Raw genomic sequence first — 26791 nt, forward strand, 5'->3', positions numbered from 1 at the left:
TCATGACGATGTTAGGTTTGTCTGATTTACAGTTTGCGTTGGCCGCTATTGGGCTACTGATTTTGATATCAGTAGCTATTTTTAATTTCAAATACTCGCGTGCACGCCGTAAGGCAAAAGAGCAGGCAGCATATTCTGTTGATGAGCGCTTTGCCCGCGAGCCGAGTTTTGGTCAAGGGTTTTCAGATGCTGATTCTAGTGAGCGCGCCGAACCGAGTTTTGGCTCATCACTATCGGCAGCAAGCTCCGCCCCAGAAAAGTTTGCGATTGATCCTCGCATCGACTGCGTGATTACATTACGCTTTGATGAGGCTATTGGCGGTGCTGAGATTCTTGAAGAAATCAATACTTGGACAGACTTGCAAGCCCAGGCTTCTGCTCGCTGGATGTGTGAAGGCTTGAATGCCAATATCGATGTAGCTGAAGACTGGGAAGAATTGCACCCAGAATCTACCTATTCTGACTTACAGCTAGCTATTCAGTTGGCAAGTCGTCGTGGCGCTATCGGTGTATTGGAGCTCTCTGATTTTTGCTCACGTGCTCAAGCCCTTGCCGATACATTGGGCTCTCAAATTGATATGCCTAGTGTCAATACGATGCTGGAGAGCGCCAAAGAGCTTGATGCAATGGCTGCTGAAAGTGATATTCAACTCAGTATCAATGTGCTCTTTGATGAATCATGTCCTTGGGGTAATTTTGATGCACTCATGCGTCAACGTGGATTCAAATTATCTCGTAACGGACGTGGATACGAGTTCTATAGCAATGGCACATTGGTCTTCAATAGTGCAGATTTGGATCCTAACAAGCCAGTAACGCAGTTGACTTTGCTCCTTGAGGTTCCATTGGTTGCGCAAGAAGAGCGCGCCTTTGAGAGAATGTTGGGCGAGGGCATTGAGATTGCGCAAGCAGCCCATGGCCGCTTGGTTGATGACAATGGTATTAATTTGAGCGAAGCTGCAGTAATTAGCATTCGTCAGCATCTTGATGGCCTCTATGCCAATCTCGAGAAATCCGGCATTCCCGCTGGATCTTCCACAGCTAGCAGACTCTTTAGCTAGGACATTACCTTGTCGTCTAATAGTCCGACAAATTTAGCGGAGCGTTACGCATTCTTGCAGACTGAGCTTGCTCGCTTAGAGCATGCCTACTATGTGTTGGACAATCCGCTTCTTCCTGACATTGAATATGATCGCTTGTATCGTGAGTTATTAGAAATTGAAGCAGCTCATCCAGAGTGGATTACACCTGAATCCCTCTCTCAAAGGGTTGGCGGCACAGCTCTTAAAGAATTCGATTCAGTGACACATGAAGTGCCGATGCTTTCACTCAATAACGCGTTTGAGGAGGCAGAGCTCATTGCTTTTGATCGTCGTTGCCGTGAAGGTTTGCATATAGATCATGTTGCTTATGCGGGTGAACTTAAGTTTGATGGCTTGGCCATCTCGCTGCGCTATGAAAATGGTTCCTTAGTCAGAGCGGCCACTCGTGGTGATGGTGCGAGCGGTGAAGATGTCACTGCTAATATCAAAACGATTCGCGCTATTCCCCTAAAGCTCACTGGTAAAAATATTCCGAAGGTTTTGGAGGTTCGCGGTGAAGTCTTTATGTATCTCAAAGACTTCGAAAAGATGAATCGACAGGCTGCAGAGTTGGGCGAAAAGGAGTTTGCTAACCCACGCAATGCTGCTGCAGGAAGTTTGCGCCAGTTAGATTCCAAAATCACAGCTAAAAGACCACTGTCTTTCTTTGCCTATGGCTTAGGGGCATTGGAGCCACAGCCATGGTTACCCAAAACGCATGAAGAGTTACTCAACGCTTATGTTGAGCTTGGATTACCGGTCTGCTCAGAGCGTCGCGTTCTGAATTCTGTAAAAGAGATTTTGGCCTTCTATGACGAAATTGGGCTTAAGCGCGATTCTTTGCCTTATGACATTGATGGCGTTGTATATAAGGTCAATTCATTTGCAGAGCAAGCAAAGTTGGGCTTTGTCTCTCGGGCCCCAAGATTTGCCCTGGCTCACAAGTATCCCGCTCAAGAGGCTCTTACGACGGTTCTTGGTATTGATGTCCAAGTAGGACGTACGGGCGCGATTACTCCAGTAGCTAGATTGGCGCCGGTAGAGGTTGGTGGAGTTACTGTTACCAATGCAACCTTGCATAACGAAGATGAAGTCAAGCGCAAAGATGTGCGCATTGGTGATACGGTCTCAGTCCGCAGGGCGGGAGATGTCATTCCTGAAGTAGTTTCTGTGATTAAAGATCGTAGACCTAGCGATGCAAAAGAATTTGTGATGCCAGTCAATTGTCCAGTCTGCGATTCGCATATAGAGCGCTTAGCTGATGAAGCAGTGGCACGTTGCAGTGGTGGTTTATTTTGTGGTGCGCAACGTAAACAAGCACTTATTCATTTTGCCCATAGAAGGGCCCTTGATATTGAGGGTCTGGGCGAGAAGATTGTCGATCAATTAGTCGATCAAAATCTGGTGAGGACACCAGCCGATCTGTATCGACTTGGATTTACCGCTTTAGCCAACCTTGATCGGATGGGTGATAAGTCTGCCGACAATCTGATTCAGGCGATTAATCAATCTAGAAATACCACTTTAGCCAGATTCATCTTCGCTCTAGGTATTCGTCATGTGGGCGAGACGACTGCTAAGGATTTAGCGAATCACTATCAATCCATGCATGCTCTGATGGATGCTGATACGGAAGATCTGCTGACGGTTAAAGACGTTGGTCCTGTGGTGGCAGATTCAATTACGAGTTTTATGCAAGAGGCCCATAACCGTGAGGTCATCGAGCAACTCCTTGCCTCGGGTATGCAACTTTCTGTAGAGGAAAAGGTGATCAGTGCGGCAGTAGCAGGTAAAACGTTTGTTTTGACAGGAACCTTTCCAACATTGACTCGTGATGAGGCTAAAGACCTTTTGGAAAAGGCAGGGGCTAAAGTTGCTGGGTCAGTTTCAAAGAAAACCGATTATGTTGTGGCTGGAGTCGATGCAGGCAGCAAGCTTACTAAGGCAGAAGAGCTCGGTGTCGCAGTGATTGATGAAGCGGCAATGCTCGATTTATTGAAGTAGGGTTTTACAAATGAACTCATTACATTCCAACTTTCAGCTAGATTCAAAGGACTGGGTTAGTCTTGGGTCTATATCTGATCAAGAAAAACAAGTTCGCATCGATTTAGCGACAGCTTATCAACTGGCGTATTTAAAAAATTGGGATGATGGGATATATACCCACATATCAGCTTCGGTACCTGGAGAGGATGGCGCCTATCTATTGAATCGGTTTGGTTTGCGATTTAATGAAGTGACCCCTCAAAATTTAGTGAAGGTTAACCTTCAGGGTCGGATATTGGCAGGCGAGGGCCCCGTGAATCAGTCAGGATTTGCAATCCATGGCGCAGTTCACGCTGCACGACCTGATGCGCAGTGTGTTCTGCATCTTCACGTAGACGCTGTCATTGCTGTATCAGCCCAAGCAAAAGGACTGTTGCCAATCTCACAACATGCATTGCGTTTTTATCAAGATATTGCCTACCACCACTATCAGGGACTAGCCTTATCGTCTCAAGAACAAAGTTCTTTAATAGAGGGCTTAGGAAATAAAAAAGCAATCCTTCTGCATAACCATGGCAGCATTGTTTGTGGCTCTTCAATTCAGCAGGCTTTTTACTTAATGGATGTGCTTGATAAGGCTTGCAAAATACAGTTGATGGCTGAACCTAATATGAATCATATTCAGCCAGAAGAAAAAGTTTGTGAGTTAACTTACAGGCAACTTTGCAGCGATGGGGATGATGAGGGTCAGCTAGAATGGCCTGCATATCAACGCGCTTTTATGGATACCTAAGGGAGAAAAGAGAATGCCATTAATTCAGGTGCAATTATTTGAAGGACGTAGCGATGACGTTAAACGTGAATACGCTAAAGCCATCACAGAGGCTGCTGTAAAGATTATGGGTTGCAGTGCAGCATCTGTTGATGTGATCTATCAGGATGTAAAAAAGTCTGATTGGGCAACAGCAGGAAAACTATGGAGTGATTCCTAGTTATTAAAAAACCTCTATATTCTCACCAGGAATATGTCATATAGCGTCCCTGATATTCACAATTCTGAATACTTTGCGGAAGATGCCTCTAATCTAATTTTTTATATCGTGAGGAGGCTGTATGAAAATTTGCGTCATAGGAGGTGGTGGAGCAATTGGCGGTTATTTAGCCGCTAAATTAGCGAGAGCCGGTAATCAAGTAACGGTTGTTGCTAGAGGCGCAACTTTAGAGGCTATTCAAAGAGATGGCCTTACGCTTCACATGGAAGATGAGCCTCGCCCCATTATTGCTCGGGTCGCAGCAGTAGAAAAAATACGCGATGTTGATACGCCCGATGTCATTATGTTGGCTGTCAAAGCACATCAAATTGAGCCAATCATTGATGATTTGGCCAGCATTATGGGTCCTGAAACTGTATTGATCCCAATGCAAAATGGCATTCCTTGGTGGTACTTCCAAAATCTCGAAAGTGAGTTCAAAGATTTTCCGATCGAGACGGTAGATGCTGGTGGCCAGATTATGAAAAAAATTAATCCACGAAATGTCATCGGTTGCGTGGTCTATCCGGCCACTTATGCAGAGTCTCCAGGCGTTATTCGCCATGTAGAGGGCAATCGTTTTCCGCTTGGTGAGCTAGATGGCTCTCAATCTGAACGTATTCAAAAGATTTCTCAGATGATGACTGACGCTGGCTTTAAGGCGCCTGTATTGGAAGATATCCGTTCCGAAATTTGGTTAAAACTCTGGGGCAATATGACCTTTAACCCAATTAGCGCTCTCACCCATGAACACCTTGAGGGAATCTGCAGAAATCCTCTCACTAAGGATCTGGCGCGCTGCATGATGTTAGAAGCGCAGACGATTGCTGAGAAATTGGGTGTTGTATTTCGGGTTGATGTTGAGAGGCGTATTTCTGGGGCAGAAAAAGTTGGCAAACATAAAACCTCGATGCTTCAAGATCTCGAAGCTGGTAATAATTTAGAGATTGATGCATTGCTGGGCTCGGTGATTGAGCTTGGACGCATTACCAACACCCTGACACCGTGTTTAAGTACGGTGTTTGCCTTAACCAAACTCTTAAATACTAAGGTTCAATCCTCGCAAGGCAGATTAGCACTGCCTGAGCTTGCCCTTGAGCATTAGTTCAACCAAAGTCCTGCAGTACTTTTTTCTATCCCGTCTTCATGGCGGGATTTTTTATTCAGACTTACCCGCGGGCAAGCCCTTCCACCACTCCCCTTTAAATTGACCTTGTAGCCAATCAATGCATCGACTTACTTTAGTTGGTACATGCTTGGGGGAGGAAAACACGGCATGAATTTCTTGGCTTGGTAATGTCCAATCTTCAAGGATGGGTTTTAGTACTCCATCTTTAATAGACTGATGCGCTACATAGCAGGGTAGTGCAGCTAAGCCCATTCCTGCCCTTGCTGCCGAGAGGATGGATGAAAGATTGTTTGAAGTAAACGGCCCCTTAACCTCAATCGATTCTGAATGACCAGAATTGTCGGTGAAATTCCAGCGATGGTCAGCCTGTACGGTTGAATAGATGAGCGCTTGGTGTTGTTGAACATTTTCAGGAACCTCGGGAACAGAATGCTCGCTGAGGTATTGAGGTGTGGCGACCAATACCCAGGGGTTGGTGCCCAAAAATCTTGAGCCTAAGGAAGAGTCTGGCAGTCGCCTCATGCGGATCGCTAAATCAACGCCTTGTTCGACTAGGTTGATATATCGATCATCCATATTGAGATTCACCTCTAGCTCAGGATGTTGCGACATAAATTCAAGAATTGAAGGCGTCAGAACCCGGCGCCCAAAAGCCACTGAAGAGCTAATGGTGAGCCTGCCTCGAACCTTTGATTGCATTAATGAGGCAAGATCATCGGCTTCTTCAATTTCACGGGCAATTAATTTACATTTTTCGTAGTAAATCTTCCCAATTTCGGTTGGGGTCACTCCACGCGTGCTGCGGTGCAGCAGTAATACCCCCAAGCGCTTTTCCATTGACGCAACAAACTTGGTAGCCGTTGGCTGTGTGATGCCCAGGTCTTCAGCAGCCTTGCTAAATGAGCCTGTTTCCACTACTCGAATAAAGAGGGATATGCCTTGTACGCGGTCCATTGAGAGGTTTTCTGGTGGCGATAGGTAATTTTTACACTATTCCATGGCGGAATACTAGATATAGATAGGGTGAGGTTCTCAATTGTCCTGAATTTGAGGATGATTCGTCCATACCTATATGAGGAGATGAGTTCATGGCAAAGATGAAGGCAGCAATGGCAGCAGTGTTGGTGATGGAAAAGGAGGGTGTTACCCAAGCCTTTGGCGTACCAGGAGCTGCAATTAACCCTCTGTATGCCCAAATGCGAGAGCGTCAGTCGATTGCTCACGTATTGGCTAGACACGTAGAGGGCGCCTCCCATATGGCAGAAGGCTATACAAGAGCCGCTCCAGGGAATATCGGTGTTTGTATTGGTACATCAGGCCCAGGCGGCACAGACATGATTACCGGCTTATATTCGGCGCAGGCAGATAGCATTCCAATTTTATGTATTACTGGCCAAGCTCCCCGCGCCAAATTGCATAAGGAAGATTTCCAGGCAGTTGATATTGCGTCAATCGCTAAACCGTTAACCAAAATGGCTGTAACCGTTCTCGAGCCTGCATTGGTTCCTAGGGTTTTTCAGCAGGCTTTCCATTTGATGCGCTCAGGTCGTCCAGGGCCGGTATTGATTGACTTGCCAATTGATGTGCAAATGGCCGAGATCGAGTTTGATATTGATACCTATGAGCCTTTGCCTGCCTACAAGCCTCAAGCAACCCGCAAGCAGATTGAGAAAGCTCTCGAGATGCTCAATGAGTCAGAGAAGCCATTAATTGTTTCTGGTGGTGGTGTTATTAATTCTGATGCTTCAGATCTTTTAGTTCAGTTTGCAGAAATTACTGGCATTCCAGTGATCCCAACACTAATGGGTTGGGGTTCTATTCCAGATAGCCATCCATTGATGGCTGGTATGGTTGGTTTGCAAACATCGCATCGTTATGGCAACGCCACTATGTTGGCGAGTGATTTTGTCTTGGGTATTGGTAACCGTTGGGCAAATCGTCACACGGGCTCCACAGAGGTTTATTGCAAGGGCCGTAAATTTATACACGTCGATATTGAGCCTACCCAGATCGGTCGCATCTTTACCCCTGACTTTGGCATCGTATCCGATGCGAAAGCTGCCTTAGCCTTGTTTATCGAAGTGGCTGCAGAGATGAAAAAGGCCGGTAAGTTAAAAGATAGAACGAAGTGGGCGGCTGAGTGCCTAGGCAGAAAGAATTCGATTGATTACCAGCGCAAGACAAACTTCAATGAATCACCAATGAAGCCACAGCGCGTATATCAAGAGATGGTCCAAACTTTTGGTGAAGATGTGACCTATGTCAGCACTATCGGTTTATCGCAGATTGCTGGCGCCCAATTCTTAAAAGTATTTAAGCCACGTCATTGGATCAACTGCGGACAAGCTGGTCCCTTGGGTTGGACAGTGCCGGCTGCATTGGGTGTACGTGCTGCTGATCCAACTCGCAAGATTGTGGCGCTCTCAGGAGACTATGACTTTCAGTTCATGATTGAAGAGCTCGCCGTTGGTGCGCAATTTAAATTGCCATTCATCCAAATTTTGGTTAACAACAGTTATCTTGGTTTGATTCGTCAAGCTCAGCGTGGCTTTGACATGGATTACTGTGTGCAGTTAGCCTTTGATAACGTCAATATTCCTGAAAGCGCTGGCATTGTAAAAGGCTATGGTGTTGATCACGTGAAAGTTGTTGAAGGCCTTGGATGCAAAGCCATTCGAGTAGAGCGTGAAGATCAATTGGCGCCTGCTATCGCTCAGGCGGAAGCTTGGATTGCTGAATTTAAGGTGCCAGTCGTTGTTGAGGTCATCCTTGAGCGAGTAACCAATATTGCCATGGGCACAGAGATTGATAGTGTTAATGAATTCGAGCCTGTTGCTAAATCGATCGAAGATGCACCAGTAGCAGTTTTGCAATCATAGCTTGATTAATTAAGGGAGTATTAGATGCCTCGTTTTGCCGCCAATCTCAGCATGCTTTTTACAGAAGATGCATTCTTAAATCGCTTTGCGCTTGCTCGAGTTGGTGGTTTTAAGGCTGTTGAGTTTTTATTCCCTTATGCCTTTGCTAAAGAGGAAATCAAATCTTGTTTGGATACTTATGCGCTGAAATTGGTTTTGCATAATTTACCAGCGGGCGATTGGGATGCCGGCGAGAGGGGCATTGCATGTCACCCTGATCGTGTAGCAGAGTTTCGCGCGGGTGTAGATAAAGCGATTGAATATGCTACCTTCTTAAACGTCAAGCAGCTCAATTGTTTGGCTGGCAAGGCTCCGGCTGGTGTTGATCCTCAAATACTGCGCGATACTTTTGTTGGTAATTTACGTTATGCAGCAGAACAGCTAAAGAAAGCAAATCTCAATCTCTTAATTGAGCCTATCAATACTTACGATATCCCTGGATTCTATTTATCGAGAACTCAGCAAGCAATTGAAATCATGGATGAGGTAGGTGCAGATAATCTGTATTTGCAATATGACATCTACCATGCACAGCGCATGGAAGGCGAGCTAGCCAATACTATCCAAAAATATCTTCATAGAATTGGGCATATTCAATTAGCAGATAACCCTGGGCGTAACGAGCCAGGTACCGGCGAAATTAACTATGACTTCCTGTTTGGCTTCTTGGATAAGATTGGTTACAAGGGCTGGATTGGTTGTGAATACAAGCCCCTCAAAAATACTGCTGCTGGTCTAGCTTGGATGGAGAAGTACGAGCACTCTCATCAAGAGATGGCTTTTATCTAAGCTGAATTAGGCCCCTAAAGCCTCAAGCAATTCCGTCTCTAGTTGGATTTGCAGTTTCGGATTCTTGCCTAAGTTTGCTGCATCCAGTAGCAATATATCTTCTACTCGCTCACCAAGTGTATTGATCCTCGCAGTATGAATCGAGACTTGATGCTTTGCGAGTACTCTAGAGATCGTATATAGCAGGCCGGTACGGTCACTTGCGGAGAGAGCTAAGGTGTAATAACGACCGCGTTCATCCGGAACCATGTGAACGCGCGGCTTAATTGGGAAGGTGCGCGATTGTCTGGATAAACGACCCATACTGGGAGTCGGCAACGGAGCTGCATTCGTTAATGCAGCAGTCAATTCAAACTCTACTAACTGAATGATGTCACGGTAGCTACCACCCTCATCCACGAGATTGCTTCCAGATATCTGGAAGGTGTCTAAGGCATAACCATGGCGAGTCGTGTGAATGCGAGCATCCCAAATGGAGAAACCATGGCGTTCAAAATAAGCACAGATTCTGGCAAACAAATCTTCTTGGTCTTTAACATAGACCGCTACTTGTAGTCCCTCGCCAATTGGGGAAAGTCTAGCCCTGACAATCGGTTGATCGCTATCAACCTTGTTATAGAGGTGGCGTGTTAGCCAGGCAATATCCGATGAATCTTGTCTCAGGAAAAAGGCAACGTCTAATTGCTTCCACAGTCCCTCATAAGATTCGTCATTGATGCCATACAAGCGTAGTTTTGCTTTGGATTCTTCTTGGTGTTGAGCTAGCTCTGATGAAGCATCAGGCTTGGCGCCACCAAGCACCCTTAAGGTTGCACGATAGAGATCTTCCAGGAGCTTGCCTTTCCAGGCATTCCAAACTTTAGGACTGGTACCGCGGACATCGGCTACTGTTAGCAAGTACAACGCTGTGAGATGGCGTTCATCACCCATCTTCTTAGCAAAGGCGCGAACCACATCTGGGTCGGTGATGTCTTGCTTTTGAGCGACTTGACTCATATTGAGATGCTCAGCAACTAGCCATACCAAGAGTTCGGTATCTTTTTTATCTAGGCCATGCTCTTTGGCAAACTTGCGCATATCTGCTTTACCAAGCTGCGAGTGATCACCGCCACGCCCTTTGGCAATGTCATGGAAGAGTGCGGCAATAACGAGTAGCCATGGTTTTTCAAAGTGAGCAATCAAGCTGCTGCAGAAAGGAAATTCATGAGTATGTTCAACGACCATGAAGCGACGTACATTACGAAGCACCATCAAAATATGTTGATCGACTGTGTATACATGAAATAAGTCATGCTGCATTTGTCCGACGATTCTTCTAAAGGCGGGCAGGTATCGACCTAAAACGCTACTGCGATTCATGAGGTGGAACGCACGGCTTACGCCTTCTGGCTGCTTGAGAATCTCGATAAACAGGGCGCGATTGATGGGATTTGCGCGCCACTTCGCATCCATCTTCTGGCGGGCGTTATAGAGGGCTCTAAAAATCGTTGCCGAGAGACTTTTGACGTTAGCAGTTTGCGCGAACACCAGGAAGGTGCGTAATATTTGCTCGGGATGTTTTTGAAAGAGCTGTGGATCCGTAATATCCAATACACCTTGTCTTTCAATGAAGTGTTCATTACCTTCACCGGGAATTGGGTGGGTGGTTTTGGATTCTTGTGGGAATAACAGCGCTTCAATATTTTGCAAGAGTACGTCGTTTAACTGTGTCACGGCCTTTGCTGCCCAGTAGTAGCGACGCATAATGGCTTCGCTCGCTTGGCGCGAAGAATCCGTTTCGATACCCATAGATTTAGCGAGCGGCGCCTGCAAGTCAAATGCAATCACGTCTTGGCGTCGACCCGCTAGCAAATGCAAATTGGCTCGTAGTGTTTCTAGAAAACGTTGATTACGATTGAGTTCTGTGAGTTCGCGTTGGGTGACTAGACCCGCTTCATTGAGATCTTTAAAGGTATCGCCTAGCAACGCCGCTTTACTCACCCAAGAGATAACCTGGAGATCGCGTAATCCACCGGGACTCTCTTTGCAGTTAGGCTCAAGAGAGTAGGGTGTATTTTGATATTTGTAGTGCCGCTGAATTTGCTCTGCCTGCTTAGCCTGAAAGAAAGCCTTTGGATCCATTGCAGCCTCATAGGCAGTAGCAAACTCTTTGAAAAGCTGCTTCTTTCCACAGAGCAAGCGTGCCTCAAGTAGGGATGTGCGAACGGTGATGTCTTGTTCGGATTCAGACAGGCACTCTGCAACCGTTCTGACTGAAGATCCAATCTCAAGACCGGTATCCCAGCAACTGGCTACAAATTGCTCTACTTTTTTAGACAGCGATTGAACTAGCTTTTCATCTGCTGGCAAAAGAATCAAGATATCAATATCAGAATAGGGAAATAAAGCTCCTCGACCATAACCCCCGACAGCAACTAGAGTAGCCTCATTATTGAGGCCACAGTTATTCCAGAGTTGGGTGAGTAATTGATCGGTGAACTTGCTTAGCTGTTTGGTGAGCTTACCAACAGCTTGAGTATTTTTGAACTCTGCATATGCTAGTTCGCGGGCGGCACGCAGACCTGCTGCATCAGTAATTTTGTTTGCAGTCTGCGAGGAACTCATAGGTTTAAGCGCTGGCTGTTGGTCTATATACAAGACCTTCCACACAGTCTGGAGGAGGGTTGCTACCCTCAGACCAAGTGAGCACTTCAACACCAGTTTGGGTGACTAATAAAGTGTGCTCCCATTGTGCAGAGAGGCTGCGATCTTTTGTCTTGACTGTCCATTGATCTGGCATGGTACGGATATCTCGCTTACCTGCGTTAATCATGGGCTCAATCGTGAAGGTCATGCCAGCTTGTAATTTTTCACCAGTGCCTGGGCGGCCATAGTGAAGAATTTGTGGGTCTTGATGAAACACTTTGCCAATGCCATGACCACAATATTCACGCACGACGGAGTAACCCGCTTTTTCAGCATGCGTTTGAATGACGTGACCAATATCGCCAAGCGACGCACCGGGTTTCACTTGAGCAATGCCAAGCCACATGCACTCAAAAGTGATTTGGGTCAGTCGTTTAGCCATTACTGAAACTTCACCGACCATAAACATGCGACTTGTGTCACCGTAATAACCATCAGGAGTGATGACGGTGATATCTAAGTTCACAACATCACCGCTCTTGAGAACTTTGTCGCCAGGAATTCCGTGGCAGATCACGTCGTTCACTGAGGTGCAGATCGACGCGGGAAAGGGTGGATAACCGGGAGGTTGGTAGTTCAATGGAGCGGGGATGGTTTTTTGGACATCACGCATGTATTCATGGCAAATGCGATCCAACTCACCAGTGGTGATCCCTGCTTTGACGTGGGGTGCTACATGATCTAAAACTTCGCTGGCCAGGCGACCGGCCTCGCGCATCCCAAGGATGTCTTTTTCTGCGGTAAATACACTATTCATGCCTTGATTATCAACGACTTGGGTGACCTTGGCTTATCTAGATTGCCTAAAAATTAGGCAAACATATCAATTTTGGGGATCCTAAGGTCGATTCTGGTGCCTTTACCTATTTGTCCAGCCTTTTTTGGGCTGGCTAGAGCCTTGATATTTAAGCTATAATTTTGGTCTCAGGTCTGTTTTGGACTTGAAATCGCGAGTTGAGCCTTCCAGGGTGGCGTTTTTTAGCGCAGCTAGGACTCAACTTTAGAACCAACCCTTAGGAGAAGTTATGTCAGTAACAATGCGTCAAATGCTGGAAGCCGGTTGCCATTTTGGTCACCAAACGCGCTTCTGGTCCCCAAAGATGGCCCCATTTATTTTCGGTCATCGCAATAAGATCCACATCATCAACTTGGAAAAAACATTGCCAATGTTTCAGGATGCCCTGAAATTTGCAAAACAAGTTGCTGCTAATCGTGGCACGATTTTGTTTGTTGGTACTAAGCGTCAATCACGCGAGATCATTGCTGAAGAAGCAACTCGTGCTGGCATGCCTTATATCGACAGCCGTTGGTTGGGGGGCACACTCACCAACTTCAAAACTGTTAAAGGTTCTCTGAAGCGTTTGAAAGATATGGAAGTTGCTAAAGAAGCTGGCGACTGGGAAAAGCTTTCCAAGAAAGAAGCTTTGACAAACGATCGTGATCTCGACAAGTTGCAAAAAGCACTTGGCGGTATCAAGGATTTGAATGGCGTTCCAGATGCGATTTTCGTAGTGGACGTTGGCTATCACAAGATTGCCATTACAGAAGCTAACAAGCTTGGTATTCCAGTGATCGCTGTTGTGGATACCAACCACTCGCCAGAGGGTGTTGATTACATCATCCCTGGTAACGATGACTCCAGCAAGGCTGTAACCCTCTACGCACGTGGCATCGCTGACGCCATCTTAGAAGGCCGTGCAAACGCAGTTCAAGAAGTATTGACTGCTGTTAAAGAAGGTGAAGAAGAGTTTGTTGAAGAAGGGAAGGCTGAATAATGGCCGCTATTACCGCTGCAATGGTTGGCGATTTACGCGCCAAAACAGATGCTCCAATGATGGAGTGCAAAAAGGCTTTGACTGAGGCTGATGGTGATATGGCCCGTGCAGAAGAAATTCTGCGTGTAAAGCTTGGCAGTAAAGCTGGTAAAGCGGCTTCACGTGTGACTGCTGAAGGTATCGTTGCCGTTTCTATCAATGGCACTAATGGTGCTTTGTTAGAAGTGAACTGTGAAACTGATTTCGTTTCTAAGAATGATGATTTCTTGGCGTTTGCTAATGATTGCGTGAAGTTGGTTGCTGAAAAGAATCCACCTGACGTTGCTGCACTGCTTGCATTGCCTTTGAATGGTCAAACTGTTGATGAAGTTCGTAGTGCATTGATCGGTAAGATCGGCGAGAACATCATGCCACGTCGTTTCAAGCGTTTTGCTGGTAGCAATAAGTTAGTTTCTTACCTCCATGGCACCCGTATCGGTGTAGTGGTTGAGTTCGAAGGTGACGACACTGCTGCTAAGGACGTTGCCATGCACGTTGCTGCAATGAAGCCGGTAGCTTTATCTACGGCTGACGTTCCTGCTGAATCGATTGCGATTGAGCGTAGCGTTGCGGTTCAAAAGGCTGCTGAATCTGGCAAACCACCAGAAATCGTTGAGAAGATGGTTGAAGGTTCTATTCAGAAGTACCTCAAAGAGGTTTCTTTGTTGAACCAGACTTTCGTTAAGAACGATAAGCAAACCGTTGAGCAAATGCTCAAAGCTGCCAATACAAACGTGAAAGCTTTCACAATGTTTGTTGTAGGCGAGGGTATTGAGAAGCGTCAAGACGACTTTGCTGCTGAAGTTGCCGCTCAGGTGGCTGCTGCTTCTAAAGCAACTGCTTAATTAGTCATTTGGGGCTTGCCCCAGCTAGGCTGTAATACCCAAAAGGGCACAGAAACTAAGGTTTCTGTGCCCTTTTGTTTGATCCCTCCCAAGCCCTTTATAATTTGGCGGAGATATTAAAAAGTGCTTAAAGATCAATAAGCTAAGTATGCAAAGTACTTAGCAAATTACGGAAAATAAAAATATGCCAGGCTACAAACGCGTCCTCCTTAAATTATCCGGTGAAGCCCTGATGGGTGATGATGCTTTTGGCATCAATCCAGTCACCATCGACTCCATGGTTTCTGAAATTGCTCAAGTAGTAAGCAGCGGTGTAGAGCTTGCGATCGTCATTGGCGGCGGAAATATTTTCCGTGGTGTGGCTGGTGGAGCTGCTGGTATGGATCGAGCAACTGCTGACTACATGGGTATGTTGGCGACCATGATGAATTCACTTGCATTGCAAGATGCTTTACGTCAAAAAGGCGTAGAAGCGCGGGTTCAATCTGCTCTGCGTATGGATCAAGTGGTTGAGCCGTATATTCGTCCACGCGCAATTCGTGCAATGAGCGAAGGCAAGGTCGTAATCTTTGCCGCAGGTACAGGTAATCCATTCTTTACTACGGATACTGCTGCTGCCTTGCGTGGTGCAGAGATGGGTGTAGAGGTTATGCTAAAAGCCACTAAGGTAGATGGTATCTATAGTGCGGATCCAGTCAAAGATCCGACTGCGACTCTTTATAAGACCATCACATTCGATGAAGCATTGATTAAGAACTTACAAGTCATGGACGCTACTGCGTTTGCGTTATGCCGTGACCGCAAATTACCAATCAAAGTATTTTCGATCCTCAAGCCGGGCGCATTAATGCGTGTAGTGCAGGGTGAGTCAGAAGGTACTTTGGTACACGTTTAATAGGAGGCCTGATGTCTGCAACAGAAATTAAAACTAACACCAATCAAAAGATGGAAAAGTCTCTCGAGGCTTTGCGATCTAATTTAGCAAAAATTCGTTCCGGTCGCGCTAACCCAGGAATCTTGGAGCATATTCAAGTGGAGTACTACGGTAATCCAACGCCATTGAGTCAAGTGGCAAGTCTAGGTTTGGCGGATGCGCGCACAATCAACGTTCAGCCCTTTGAAAAGACGATGGTTGCTGCAGTAGAGAAAGCTATTCGTGATTCTGATTTGGGTTTAAATCCTGCTTCACAAGGTACGGTTATTCGTGTGCCAATGCCTGCGTTGACTGAAGAGCGTCGTCGTGAGCTCACTAAAGTTGTGAAGAGTGAAGGAGAGGATACCAAGATCGCTGTTCGTAATTTACGTCGCGATGCAAACGAGCATCTCAAACGCCTCACCAAGGACAAGGAAATCTCTGAGGATGAAGAGCGTCGTGCTGCTGACGAGATTCAGAAGATGACGGATAAAGCAGTGGTGGATATTGATAAGATCATCTCTGAAAAAGAAAAAGAGATCATGACCGTTTAAGGTCTGGGTATATTCAATTTTTTATGACCCAACACCTTAGTTCCACTCAAGCAATTCCGGAGATAAGTGCCATTCCTCGCCATGTGGCGATCATTATGGATGGTAATGGCCGCTGGGCAAGTAAGCGGATGATGCCTCGTGTGGCTGGCCACTCTGAGGGTCTGAGCGCGGTTCGTAAAATCGTTCAAGAGTGCCGTAGAACTGGCGTTGAGTATTTGACGGTCTTTGCTTTTAGTTCTGAGAACTGGCGCCGCCCACCGGAAGAAGTGGGCTTCTTAATGAAGTTATTTCTCAAGTCTTTAAAAGGTGAGGTTGCACGCCTTGCTGAAAACGACATTTGCTTGCGTTTAATTGGCGACCTTAGTCGTTTTGATTCTGCGATACAAGATATGGTTCAGTTCTCAGAAGAAAAAACAGCTGGATGCAAAGCGCTTACGCTCACGGTTGCCGCCAACTATGGCGGACGTTGGGACATCTTGCAGGCTATGCGTCGTTGCTTAGCGGCTAACCCGAATTTAAAGGCAGAAGATGTAAGAGAGGAATTATTGCAACCTCATCTTTCTATGGCATATGCGCCAGAGCCAGATTTGTTTATTCGGACGGGTGGCGAGCAGCGCATTAGCAATTTCTTATTGTGGCAACTGGCCTATACAGAGCTGTACTTCACAGATGTTTTGTGGCCAGATTTTGACGAAGCTGAGCTCCACAAAGCTTTTGATTGGTTTAGCCAGCGCGAGCGTCGCTTTGGCCGCACCAGCGCACAACTTGCATCTCAACTAATGAGTGATGCAGTTTAATTACCTTCGCCACCTCACATGCTAAAAACCCGAGTCATTACTGCCCTTGTCTTATTGGCAGTATTGCTACCTATCTTATTTTTATTACCTGCTGTTTATATTGGCGCTTTCTTTTTGGTGGCATTATCAGTTGCCGCTTGGGAGTGGAGTCGTTTAATTGCGCCAGGGGCAGATCGCGCCGCATATCTCTATGCATTTTTTTGCTTAATGATTATTGTATTTTTGCTGGGAATGCAAAATGCTAGCTGGCAATTTGGTCTATTACTTCTGTCAGTAATCTTTTGGTTTTTTATGGCGCCATTTATTCTTGCTAAGGGTATGAATCTCTCCTTGCAAAAACTACGTCCTTTTTATGTTGTGCTTGGATTGATTTTGTTGCCTGCAACATGGTTTGCTTTGGTTTTCTTGCGAGAGCTAGGCCTGGTATTCCTACTAACAACCATTGCCTTGGTCTGGGTTGCCGATATTGGTGCTTACTTTGTGGGAAAAGCATTTGGAAAACGAAAGCTAGCTGTGCACATAAGTCCAGGTAAGTCAGTAGAGGGGGCAATTGGCGGTCTTATTCTCTGTTATGGATACGCATTTCTTTGCGTGTTTTATCTACCATTCGAATCGACTTTATTTGGCGCTTGGGCTATTCGTTTTGGCTGGGTACCGATGTTCTTAATGGTCACAGTGTTAACCGCCTTCAGTATTTTCGGAGACCTATTCGAATCTCAATTAAAGCGTTTGGCTGGCGTCAAAGATAGTAGTCATTTATTGCCGGGTCATGGCGGAGTATTGGATCGTGTCGATGCATTAATTCCTACCATGCCGATTGCGGCATTGCTTGCAGGACTAGTGTAATGACTAGAAAAGTTACCATTCTTGGGTCTACTGGCTCTATTGGTGTTAACACTTTAGATGTTATTCGGGCACATCCTGATCGCTTTAAGGTGGCTGCGCTGACTGCGGGCAAGCAAGTGGATCGACTGGCTGAGCAGTGTATTGAATTTAAGCCCACAATTGCTGTTGTTTCTGAAGCGGGTGATGCATTACATCTAGAAAAATTATTGCTTGCAAAAAATATCAAGACCCAGGTTTTGTATGGCCCTCAAGCCCTAGTAACCGCGGTTACAGATTCTGGATGTGACACAGTCATGGCTGCCATTGTGGGCGCAGCGGGCTTAGTGCCAACGCTTGCCGCAGCGAAAGCGGGTAAACGAGTGTTGCTTGCCAATAAAGAGGCGCTTGTGATGTCTGGTAATTTGTTTATGCAAGCCATGAAAGCTGGTGGCGGAGAATTGCTTCCGATTGATAGCGAGCACAATGCGATTTTTCAGTGCCTGCCCAATGAATTTACAACGTCGTCTCAGTCTAGATTGGGCGTTGAGGAGCTGTGGCTGACTGCATCAGGCGGCCCTTTTAGAAATACCCCCTTAGATCAGCTAGCAGCTATTACTCCCGAGCAAGCTTGCGCTCATCCAAACTGGGTAATGGGCAGGAAGATCTCTGTGGATTCAGCAACGATGATGAATAAGGGGCTTGAAGTCATTGAAGCCTTTTGGTTATTTGGCCTGCCACTAGAAAAAATTAAAGTATTGATTCATCCACAAAGCGTCGTGCATTCGATGGTTCGTTATCGTGATGGATCGGTATTGGCGCAAATGGGTCAACCGGATATGCGCACCCCAATTGCTTACGGTTTAGCGTGGCCTGAGCGTATTGAAGCAGGTGTTGCACCTTTAAATTTGACTCAGCTTGCAAGCCTCAATTTTTCAGAGCCAGAATTGGCTCGGTTTCCATGTTTATCACTTGCCTTTGCGGCAGCTAAGGCTGGCGGCACAGCGCCAGTAGCGCTCAACGCTGCAAATGAAGTAGCGGTAGCGGCGTTTTTAGATGCCAGATTGCCTTATCTCCAAATCTCCACCGTAGTAGAGAAGACTTTGAGTGCGATTACTCAGGCAGATGCAGATTCTTTAGAGGGGATTTTGAGCACCGATGCTCAGGCGAGAAAGTTAGCGCATGAGTTTATTCAGGGCTTGAAAAAGTAACTTTGGTAACTAAGGATTTCCTTTGCAAGCGTTAATTACTATTGGTGCATTTTTGCTCACCCTCGGTGTTTTAGTGAGCTTTCATGAGTTTGGTCATTTTTTAGCGGCCCGCGCATGTGGTGTCCGAGTTCTTCGCTTTGCTGTTGGCTTTGGGAAGCCACTGTTCACATATCACGCAAAAAATAAAACGGAATGGGTGTTGGCTTCGATTCCTTTGGGTGGTTACGTCAAGTTAATGGATGGTCGAGATCATTCTCAAAATATTACCCTTGAAGATCAAACCCATGCCTTTGATCAAAAACCTCTTTGGCAACGCTCCTTGATTGTGGCTGCAGGCCCATTTGCAAATTTCTTCTTAGCAATTGTGCTGTTTTCCATCATCTATATTTCTGGCGTTCCGCAACTTCCCGCTATCTTACAAAGTCCTCCAGAAAATTCAGTAGCTGCAAAATTAGGCCTTGCTCAAGGGGATCAAGTGATAGGTTGGCAATCCTTGGGTTCAGAGTTTGTGCCTATCTCTGGGGAATTTGATCCCGTTCCCAGTTGGAATGCTTTGCGTTGGAATTTGATGGACGCGCTGACGGGTGAATCCGGCTTTGCCTTGGAGTTACAAGATCCGGCGGGCAGCCGCCTGATTAAAACGTTTAAAGCAGGGGAATTGCCAAAAATCACCCCTGATGGTGATCCCATGAAAGATCTCGGATTATTGCCTCAGACCACTCCAATGGGCCAATGGAATGAGCTTAAATTAAGCCCCCTCAAGGCTTTGGGGTTCGCAAGCCACCGGGTTTGGCTTATCAGCAAGGTATCTCTTAGGTTGATGGTAGGGATGTTTACTGGCCAGAGCTCGATAAAGCAGCTGGGAGGTCCCTTGAGTATTGCCGATATGGCTGGCAAGTCTGCCCAGGTTGGATGGCAACCTTTTTTGGCATTTTTGGCACTAATTAGTATCAGTATTGGGCTGCTGAATTTACTCCCTTTTCCCATGCTAGATGGGGGTCAGCTCCTGTATGATGCATGGGAGTTGGTTGCTGGAAAGAGGATTTCGATTTCGTTGCAGGAACAGTTCCAAAAAGTGGGCTTTCTGTTGCTGATTTCACTATCCCTACTGGCCTTGTTTAACGATTTACAACGCTATTTGTCGCCTTGAATTTTTTGACCCCATTCCTTTCTCTTTTTGCTCGTTTTCTAGCTCGCCTGCTATTGGCTGTTGCTATTGGCTTTAGCGTTAATGTCAATGCGGCCGATTCTTTCGTAGTAAAAGATATTCGAGTTGAAGGTTTGCAACGCGTAGAGCCTGGAACAGTTTTTAGTTATTTATCTGTTCAGGTAGGTGAAACATTTACCCAAGAAAAAGGTACTGAGGCAATTAAAGCCTTATACAGCACTGGCTTTTTTAGAGACGTGCAAATTCAGGCTCAGGGCGATGTGCTGATTGTGATTGTTGAAGAGCGTCCAACAATGTCTCGGATTGAGTTTACGGGAATGAAAGAGTTTAGTGAGGAAATTGTTCGCAAATCACTGAAGACAGTCGGCGTTGCTGAAGCGCGTTTTTACGATAAAGCGTTAATTGATAAAGCAGAGCAAGAACTGAAGCGTCAATATGTTGGTAAGGGTATGTTTGCTGCTGAGGTTGTTGCAACCGTGACTCCGGTAGAGCGCAATCAGGTTGCTGTTTACTTTAATATTGACGAGGGCCCCGTTGCCAAAATCCAAGAGATTAATTTTATTGGCACGGAAGCATTTAGCGAGGGCACTCTAAAGAGTGAAATGCAGCTCAAGACGGGTGGGTGGCTGTCTTGGTACAGTAAAGATAATCTCTACTCTAAGCAAAAACTAACTGCCGACTTGGAAACAATTCGATCTTATTATTTAAATCGTGGCTATCTTGAGTTTGTGGTTGAGTCTACTCAGGTTTCGATTACTCCTGATAAAAAAGGAATTTACTTAACCATCAGCATTCGTGAAGGTAAGAAATTTACTGTAAAAGATGTGCGTCTTGCTGGTGAGTTGTTGGGTAAAGAGGCAGAGCTTAAGCAGTTGATTGTATTGAAGCCTGGAGATACTTTTTCCTCAGCTAAATTAACTGAAAGTACTAAGGCAATCGCGGAGATTTTAGGTTCTTATGGTTATGCATTTGCGACTATTAATCCGCAGCCAGATATTCGTAGGGAATTATCTGAAGTTGATCTCACGCTGGTGATTGATCCAGGTCGTCGTATTTATGTTCGTAAAGTAGAGATTTCTGGAAATGCTAAAACCCGCGATATGGTCATTCGTAGAGAAATGCGTCAGTTTGAGAGCTCTTGGTTTGATAGCGATAAGATTGAGTTGTCTAAGAGACGCTTGGGTAGGCTTGGTTATTTTACTGAAACAGATATCACTACAGAAGATGTTCCTGGCTCACCTGACCAGGTTGATGTGAATGTGAAAGTTACAGAGAAGCCTACAGGTGCCCTAACAATTGGTGCTGGCTTCTCGTCAACTGAAAAGCTGATTTTGTCTGCCGGCATCAATCAAGATAATGCGTTTGGTACCGGAACTTCCGTTGGATTGAATGCTTCGGTAGGAAAAATTAATCAAAATTTTACTTTATCGAATTACGACCCATATTTTACTGAGGATGGCATTAGTCGGTACACTGACTTGTACTACCGATCATCGAAGCCACTTTACTATGCTGGCGATCCAGATTATCAAATTAAGTCTGTAGGCTCTAGTTTGAAGTTCGGCGTTCCTTATACTGAAGTGGATCGAGTATTCTTTGGAACCGGCCTTGAGGCGTTTCAAATACAAACCACCTCTAATACCCCGATACCATATTTAAATTATGCGCAAAGCTATGGCATTGCTGCCCCTGGTTACCCTGGGACTTTAACCACTTACAACGTTCCTTTGACTGTGGGTTGGGCGCGTGATGGACGTGATAGCGCATTGATCCCTTCAGATGGTTCTTTGCAGCAATTATCTGGTGAGGTCGGGACCCCAGTGGGGAATATGACTTTTTATCGCCTGTATGGCCAGTATCAAAAATACCATTCGTTCTCTAAAGGAAATATTTTGTCTTTTAATGGGGAGGTTGGTTATGGTCAGGCTTATGGCTCAAATCCGTACCCGATTACCAAAAACTACTATGTTGGTGGTATCGGTTCGGTCCGTGGATATGCGCCTGGCTCTCTAGGCCCACAGTACTACAACCCAACATATGCAGTTAACCAGCCTACTGGTGGGCAATCTAAGATTGTGACCAATGTCGAATATACGGTTCCTGTTCCGGGTTCCGGGGTCGATAAAACTTTACGCACCTTTGCTTTCGTAGACGGCGGTAATGCTTTTGGGGAAAATATTAATCTCGTTTTGAGTTATTCTTATGGTCTAGGAATATCATGGATATCACCATTAGGACCATTAAAGTTTAGTTATGGCATCCCTTACAAGCCATACCCAACGGCTAATGTCCAGCGTTTGCAGTTCCAGGTGGGTACGGCGTTTTAACAGTTTAAGGAAAAGTTTTATGAAGTTTTATAGATCTTCAAAATGGATTCAATTTATTTTGGCAGTCGCAACGATTGCATTTGGATCCACCTCTGTCTATGCACAGGATGCAGGGACTCGTATTGCGGTTGTGAACTCTGAAAAAGTTTTTAACGAGTCCAATTTAGCAAAAGCGATGCAAACCCGTTTGCAAAATGAATTTACTAAGCGTCAGAATGAATTGCGTGACAGTGCGCAAAAAATTCAGGCGGCTGCTGAAAAGCTAGATAAAGATGGTGCCGTTATGAGTGAGGCAGAGCGTGTGCGTCGCCAACGTGAATTGGCTGATCAGGATCGCGAGTTGCAACGTAAGCAACGTGAATTTACCGAAGATCTTAATCAGCGTACCTTCGAGGAGCGTGCAAAGATTGCTGAAAAAGCAAATTTAGTTCTACGTCAAATCGCCGAACAAAGAAAGTTAGATGTCATCATTCAAGAAGCAGCTTTTGTGACCCCAAAAGCAGATATTACTGATGATGTCATCAAGGCTTTAAATAGCCAGAAGTAAGTTTTATGCCTACCGCCATTGAGCTGGCCGAACAGTTTCAAGCAAGCTTGGTGGGGGAGGCTTCCAGCGACTTTGCTGGTCTTGCACCACTCGAGCGTGCACAAAAAAACCAAATATCGTTTCTATCTAACCCGCTATATCGGCAACAGGCTTCCGATAGTGGGGCTGGGGCGCTTATAGTCAGCAAGGCGGACTTGGATTTTCTTCAAGCAAATCCTGGGGCTAATTCTTCCCAACGTGTGTTTTTTGTTTCTAAAAATCCCTATGCAACCTTTGCGAGAATGGCGCAACACTTTGCAAAAAACAGTTCTCCAGCTTATGCGCCAGGAGTTCATGCAAGCGCAGCAATAGATCCAACGGCGTATATTCCGAGTTCATGTCATATTGGACCTTTTGTACAGGTTGAGGCCGGTGTAAAACTTGGGGAGCGTGTGTCTATTTTAGGCAATACAACCATTGCCAGAAATAGCGTGATTGGTAGCGATACATTGATTTACCCTTCGGTTTCTATTTATTGTGGGACGCAAATAGGCGATCGCTGCATCATTCATAGTGGCGCTGTCATTGGTGCAGATGGATTTGGATTTGCACCAGATTTCTCACCTACTGGTGGTGAGTGGGTCAAAATTCCGCAAACAGGCAATGTAGTCATCGGCAATGATGTGGAGATTGGCGCTTCAACTACGATTGATCGTGGCGCAATGAGCGATACCGTGATTGGCGCTGGAACCAAGATTGATAATCAGGTTCAGATTGCTCACAACGTCGTTGTGGGTAGTTGCTGTGTTATTGCTGGATGTGCGGCTGTCTCGGGAAGTACAAAAATAGGTAATTTCTGCATTATTGGTGGAGCTGCAAATTTTGCAGGCCATCTGACGATCGCTGATAGAACTACAGTTTCTGGTAATACCTCGATTATTCGCTCTATTACTGAGTCAGGACAGCATTTCACGGGGGTTTATCCATCCATGCTCCATAGTGCTTGGGAGAAAAACGCTGCTATCTTGCGTGGCCTAGATAAAATACGTCAACGCTTGCGATTATTGGATAAAAACAATAAATCTGAGTCTTAAGACTTGGATTCAGTAATTTATATTAACTTTAGAGTAGGTAATTTATGAGCACACCAATTGCGATCGATATCAATAAGATTCTCCAGTTGTTGCCACATCGCTACCCATTCTTATTGGTAGATCGTGTTTTAGAGATTACTCCGCGCGAGACTATTACTGCCTTGAAAAATGTGACGATGAATGAGCCATTCTTTCAAGGGCACTTTCCTGATTTTCCGGTAATGCCCGGAGTACTCATTATTGAAGCTTTAGCTCAAACCGCTGCCTTGCTGACCTTTTCTGAAGAGCGCGCTGAAGACGCAATCTATTACTTTGCTGGCATAGATGGTGCTCGCTTTAAGAAACCTGTATTGCCTGGCGATCAATTAATCATGACGGCAAAGTTAGAGCGCGGTCGTGCTGGTATTTATAAGTTTGCAGTACAGGCAACCGTAGATGGTGAGATCGCTGCAGAGGCGAATATCACCTGTGCGGTTCGTACGAAAGGCGCGTGATGACTCGGATTCATGCATCTGCTGTAGTCGATAGCAAGGCTGAACTTGCTAGTGATGTTGAGATTGGCCCTTATTCTGTTGTTGGCCCTAACGTCAAGATCGATTCTGGCACAAAGGTTGGATCACATACTGTGATCGAGGGTTGCACCACGGTAGGCAAAGACAATATATTCGCTCACTTTGCTGCGATTGGTGGCCCCCCACAGGATATGAAATATCGTGGTGAGCCAACGCAACTCATCATTGGTGATCGCAATACCATTCGTGAATTCACTACGATTCATACCGGTACAGCACAAGATGAAGGCATTACCCGCATTGGTAATGACAACTGGATCATGGCATACGTTCACATTGCACATGATTGCCAAGTGGGTAATCACACCATTTTCTCAAGTAACGCCCAAATTGCGGGTCATGTTCAGGTGAATGATTGGGCCATCATGGGCGGCATGTCTGGTGTGCATCAGTTTGTTCGCATTGGACAACATGCGATGTTAGGCGGTGCTTCAGCGCTGGTACAGGATATTCCACCATTTGTAATTGCAGCTGGAGATAAGGCTTCTCCTCATGGCATTAACGTTGAAGGCTTGAAGCGTCGTGGCTTTTCTAGTGAAACGATTTCTGCATTGCGTCAGGCTTATAAGGTGCTTTACAAAGATGGCCTGAGCTTTGAAGATGCCAAAGTAGAGATTCAGAAGATGATTTCTGCTAATGCTGCTGATTCAGCTACTGTAGAAAAGCTGACTCAGTTTCATGACTTCATTGCCGCCTCTACCCGCGGCATCATTCGGTAACGATAGGAATACTTTGCCAAAGTTAGCTTGTGTAGCTGGCGAACCTTCTGGTGACTTACTTGCTGCGCCAGTTCTGAGCGCCCTGAATCAAATTCCAGACATGGCTGGTCTTGAGGTGTATGGTATTGGTGGCCCACGCATGCAGGCTGAAGGCATGCGCTCAGATTGGCCCATGGAAACTTTGAGTGTTCGTGGCTATGTGGAGGCTATTAAACAGCTGCCGTCTATTCTGAAGCTTCGCAAAGAACTCATTGCTAATCTTTTGGGAGATGCTCGCCCTGATGTGTATTTGGGAATTGATGCCCCGGATTTCAATTTAGGAGTTGAGCTTCAGTTGCGCAAAGCCGGTATTCCGACCTTGCATTTTGTGTCGCCCTCTATTTGGGCGTGGAGAGCAGGGCGCATCAAGAAAATTGCGCAAGCAGTCGATCGTATGCTTTGCATTTTCCCTTTTGAAACAGAAATCTACGATCGTGCAGGTGTGGCATCTACTTATGTTGGGCACCCACTAGCTAGTGAAATTCCCTTGGCGCCAGATGCACCTCGGGCTCGTAAAAAAATTATTGAGACTCTCAAGCTTTCAAGCACCTCTCTTGATGGAACTGTCGTGGCAGTCTTGCCTGGAAGCCGTGGATCTGAGATTGAATTGATTGCCCCAGTCTTTTTTGAAACGATGCAATTATTAGCTGAGCGTTTAAAGGGCCAGTCACTCCATTTTTTAATCCCAGTTGCAACCCCACACTTACGTGAGCCGCTAGAACAACTTTTACTGAAATCCAAGAGCATCAATCCTGACATTGAAATTCATTTACTCAATGGCATGGCGGATGAAGTGTTAGAGGCTTCTGATGTTGTGCTGATTGCCAGTGGAACTGCAACCTTGCAAGCTGCCTTGTGGAAAAAGCCCATGGTAATTTCTTATAAGGTGCCTTGGTTGACTGCTCAGATTATGAAGCGTCAGGGTTATTTGCCTTATGTTGGTTTGCCTAATATTTTGTGTGGTGAATTTGTGGTCCCGGAGTTATTGCAAGACGATGCCACTCCCCAAAAGTTAGCTAGCGCATTGCAAGAATGGCTAGAGCATCCCTATAAAGTTGCTGAATTGAAAGTGCGCTTTGCACAGATGCATGAAACACTACGCCGTCCAACAGGATTGCTGGTTGCGCAAGCAGTTGCACAAACAATTGCTAATGGCCGCAAGCATCAGGCCACTCAATGAGTATTGTTTGGATCTGTGGTGTCGATGAGGCTGGTCGCGGACCTCTGGTCGGTGCCGTCGTTGCAGGCGCTGTCGTCCTGGATCCAAATCATCCAATTGAGGGTTTGAAGGATTCCAAAAAACTGACGGCAGCACGCCGCGAGTTTTTATATGAGCAAATTATGGAGAAGGCTAAGGCTTGGGGTGTAGGTGAAGCCAGTCCTGCTGAGATTGATGAAATCAATATCCTGCAGGCCACCATGCTCGCAATGAGACGTGCCGTTGAAGATCTGACCACGCGTTTGGGTAGATGGCCTGATAAAGCTCTAATCGACGGTAACCGTTGTCCGGAGTTACCGATTGCTGCTGAAGCCATCGTTAAAGGGGATACTAAAGAACCAGCGATATCGGCTGCATCCATTCTGGCTAAAGTGACTCGAGATCGCCAAATGCAACTCTTACATGAACGTCATCCAGAATATGGTTTTGCGCAACACATGGGGTATCCCACGGAGGCTCACTTTGCTGCCTTAATACAATATGGTGCGTGTGATCAGCATCGCAAAAGCTTTTCTCCGGTCAGAAAAGTGCTTGAGATGAATGCAAATTAG

At 45.9% G+C, this 26791-nt stretch carries 25 protein-coding genes; 22 read left to right on the forward strand and 3 right to left on the reverse strand.

The genetic code is table 11. From position 1 onward, the window contains the following. The first annotated feature begins 2 nt into the window (after positions 1–2). The 5 genes from FD968_RS02825 (at position 3) to FD968_RS02845 (ending at position 5204) form a co-directional block, all read left to right on the forward strand. A complete protein-coding gene (locus FD968_RS02825; protein ID WP_215367272.1) occupies positions 3–1061 on the forward strand; it encodes a cell division protein ZipA C-terminal FtsZ-binding domain-containing protein in 1059 nt (352 codons plus the stop codon). Positions 1062–1070: 9 nt separating this feature from the next. Next, positions 1071–3086: an NAD-dependent DNA ligase LigA gene (gene ligA / locus FD968_RS02830; protein ID WP_215367273.1), complete on the forward strand. Its 2016-nt coding sequence runs from the start codon at positions 1071–1073 to the stop codon at positions 3084–3086. Positions 3087–3096: 10 nt separating this feature from the next. Beyond that, complete coding sequence (locus tag FD968_RS02835) at positions 3097–3861, forward strand: class II aldolase/adducin family protein (protein WP_215367274.1); 765 nt, start codon at positions 3097–3099, stop codon at positions 3859–3861. Between the two features lie 13 nt (positions 3862–3874). Further along, on the forward strand, positions 3875–4060 hold the full coding sequence (locus tag FD968_RS02840; RefSeq protein ID WP_215367275.1) for a 4-oxalocrotonate tautomerase: 186 nt from the start codon (positions 3875–3877) through the stop codon (positions 4058–4060). 121 nt (positions 4061–4181) lie between these two features. After that, a complete protein-coding gene (locus FD968_RS02845; RefSeq protein WP_215367276.1) occupies positions 4182–5204 on the forward strand; it encodes a 2-dehydropantoate 2-reductase in 1023 nt (340 codons plus the stop codon). Positions 5205–5258: 54 nt separating this feature from the next. On the opposite strand, the gene FD968_RS02850 is transcribed toward FD968_RS02845, so the two are convergent. After that, positions 5259–6182, reverse strand: coding sequence for a LysR family transcriptional regulator (locus FD968_RS02850; RefSeq protein WP_215367277.1), 924 nt, complete (start codon positions 6180–6182; stop codon positions 5259–5261). Between the two features lie 134 nt (positions 6183–6316). Here FD968_RS02850 and gcl point away from each other — a divergent pair, with 134 nt between their 5' ends. Then, positions 6317–8107: a glyoxylate carboligase gene (gene gcl / locus FD968_RS02855; protein ID WP_215367278.1), complete on the forward strand. Its 1791-nt coding sequence runs from the start codon at positions 6317–6319 to the stop codon at positions 8105–8107. Positions 8108–8131: 24 nt separating this feature from the next. After that, complete coding sequence (gene hyi, locus FD968_RS02860) at positions 8132–8935, forward strand: hydroxypyruvate isomerase (protein WP_215367279.1); 804 nt, start codon at positions 8132–8134, stop codon at positions 8933–8935. A gap of 6 nt (positions 8936–8941) precedes the next feature. Here hyi and FD968_RS02865 read toward each other — a convergent pair whose 3' ends face one another. Both FD968_RS02865 and map read right to left on the reverse strand, forming a co-directional pair. Beyond that, positions 8942–11539 carry a [protein-PII] uridylyltransferase gene (locus FD968_RS02865; RefSeq protein WP_215367280.1) on the reverse strand — a complete coding sequence of 866 codons (2598 nt, stop codon included), beginning with the start codon at positions 11537–11539 and terminating at the stop codon, positions 8942–8944. A 4-nt stretch (positions 11540–11543) separates the two neighbouring features. Beyond that, the gene (gene map / locus FD968_RS02870) at positions 11544–12377 is read right to left on the reverse strand and encodes a type I methionyl aminopeptidase (RefSeq protein WP_215367281.1); all 834 of its coding nucleotides are present in this window, start codon (positions 12375–12377) and stop codon (positions 11544–11546) included. Between the two features lie 268 nt (positions 12378–12645). On the opposite strand from map, the gene rpsB reads away from it, so the two are divergent. The 15 genes from rpsB (at position 12646) to rnhB (ending at position 26791) form a co-directional block, all read left to right on the forward strand. Next, entirely contained in the window at positions 12646–13395 is a 750-nt protein-coding gene (gene rpsB, locus FD968_RS02875; RefSeq protein WP_215367282.1) for a 30S ribosomal protein S2, read from the forward strand. Beyond that, a complete protein-coding gene (gene tsf / locus FD968_RS02880) occupies positions 13395–14279 on the forward strand; it encodes a translation elongation factor Ts (RefSeq protein ID WP_215367283.1) in 885 nt (294 codons plus the stop codon). Before rpsB ends, tsf begins: the two co-directional genes overlap by 1 nt. A 184-nt stretch (positions 14280–14463) precedes the next feature. After that, the gene (pyrH, locus tag FD968_RS02885; RefSeq protein ID WP_215367284.1) at positions 14464–15174 is read left to right on the forward strand and encodes a UMP kinase; all 711 of its coding nucleotides are present in this window, start codon (positions 14464–14466) and stop codon (positions 15172–15174) included. Positions 15175–15185: 11 nt separating this feature from the next. Continuing rightward, on the forward strand, positions 15186–15746 hold the full coding sequence (gene frr, locus FD968_RS02890; RefSeq protein WP_215367285.1) for a ribosome recycling factor: 561 nt from the start codon (positions 15186–15188) through the stop codon (positions 15744–15746). Positions 15747–15769: 23 nt separating this feature from the next. Further along, on the forward strand, positions 15770–16543 hold the full coding sequence (gene uppS, locus FD968_RS02895) for a polyprenyl diphosphate synthase (protein ID WP_215367286.1): 774 nt from the start codon (positions 15770–15772) through the stop codon (positions 16541–16543). A gap of 18 nt (positions 16544–16561) precedes the next feature. Beyond that, complete coding sequence (locus FD968_RS02900) at positions 16562–17389, forward strand: phosphatidate cytidylyltransferase (RefSeq protein WP_215367287.1); 828 nt, start codon at positions 16562–16564, stop codon at positions 17387–17389. After that, positions 17389–18576: a 1-deoxy-D-xylulose-5-phosphate reductoisomerase gene (gene ispC, locus FD968_RS02905; RefSeq protein WP_215367288.1), complete on the forward strand. Its 1188-nt coding sequence runs from the start codon at positions 17389–17391 to the stop codon at positions 18574–18576. The genes FD968_RS02900 and ispC overlap by 1 nt, the downstream gene beginning before the upstream one ends. A 22-nt stretch (positions 18577–18598) precedes the next feature. Beyond that, the gene (locus FD968_RS02910; protein ID WP_215367289.1) at positions 18599–19726 is read left to right on the forward strand and encodes an RIP metalloprotease; all 1128 of its coding nucleotides are present in this window, start codon (positions 18599–18601) and stop codon (positions 19724–19726) included. A gap of 5 nt (positions 19727–19731) precedes the next feature. Continuing rightward, a complete protein-coding gene (gene bamA, locus FD968_RS02915; protein ID WP_371817740.1) occupies positions 19732–22071 on the forward strand; it encodes an outer membrane protein assembly factor BamA in 2340 nt (779 codons plus the stop codon). A 19-nt stretch (positions 22072–22090) separates the two neighbouring features. Next, complete coding sequence (locus tag FD968_RS02920) at positions 22091–22618, forward strand: OmpH family outer membrane protein (RefSeq protein WP_215367290.1); 528 nt, start codon at positions 22091–22093, stop codon at positions 22616–22618. A 5-nt stretch (positions 22619–22623) separates the two neighbouring features. Continuing rightward, positions 22624–23691 carry a UDP-3-O-(3-hydroxymyristoyl)glucosamine N-acyltransferase gene (gene lpxD, locus FD968_RS02925; protein WP_215367291.1) on the forward strand — a complete coding sequence of 356 codons (1068 nt, stop codon included), beginning with the start codon at positions 22624–22626 and terminating at the stop codon, positions 23689–23691. 44 nt (positions 23692–23735) lie between these two features. Continuing rightward, positions 23736–24185: a 3-hydroxyacyl-ACP dehydratase FabZ gene (fabZ, locus tag FD968_RS02930; protein WP_215367292.1), complete on the forward strand. Its 450-nt coding sequence runs from the start codon at positions 23736–23738 to the stop codon at positions 24183–24185. Further along, complete coding sequence (gene lpxA, locus FD968_RS02935) at positions 24185–24982, forward strand: acyl-ACP--UDP-N-acetylglucosamine O-acyltransferase (protein WP_215367293.1); 798 nt, start codon at positions 24185–24187, stop codon at positions 24980–24982. The genes fabZ and lpxA overlap by 1 nt, the downstream gene beginning before the upstream one ends. After that, a complete protein-coding gene (lpxB, locus tag FD968_RS02940) occupies positions 24942–26201 on the forward strand; it encodes a lipid-A-disaccharide synthase (protein WP_215367294.1) in 1260 nt (419 codons plus the stop codon). Before lpxA ends, lpxB begins: the two co-directional genes overlap by 41 nt. Beyond that, positions 26198–26791 (forward strand): ribonuclease HII, encoded by a 594-nt coding sequence (gene rnhB, locus FD968_RS02945; RefSeq protein WP_215367295.1) that lies wholly within the window; start codon positions 26198–26200, stop codon positions 26789–26791. The genes lpxB and rnhB overlap by 4 nt, the downstream gene beginning before the upstream one ends.

The organism is Polynucleobacter sp. AP-Titi-500A-B4 (genome assembly GCF_018688095.1).
GTDB lineage: Bacteria > Pseudomonadota > Gammaproteobacteria > Burkholderiales > Burkholderiaceae > Polynucleobacter.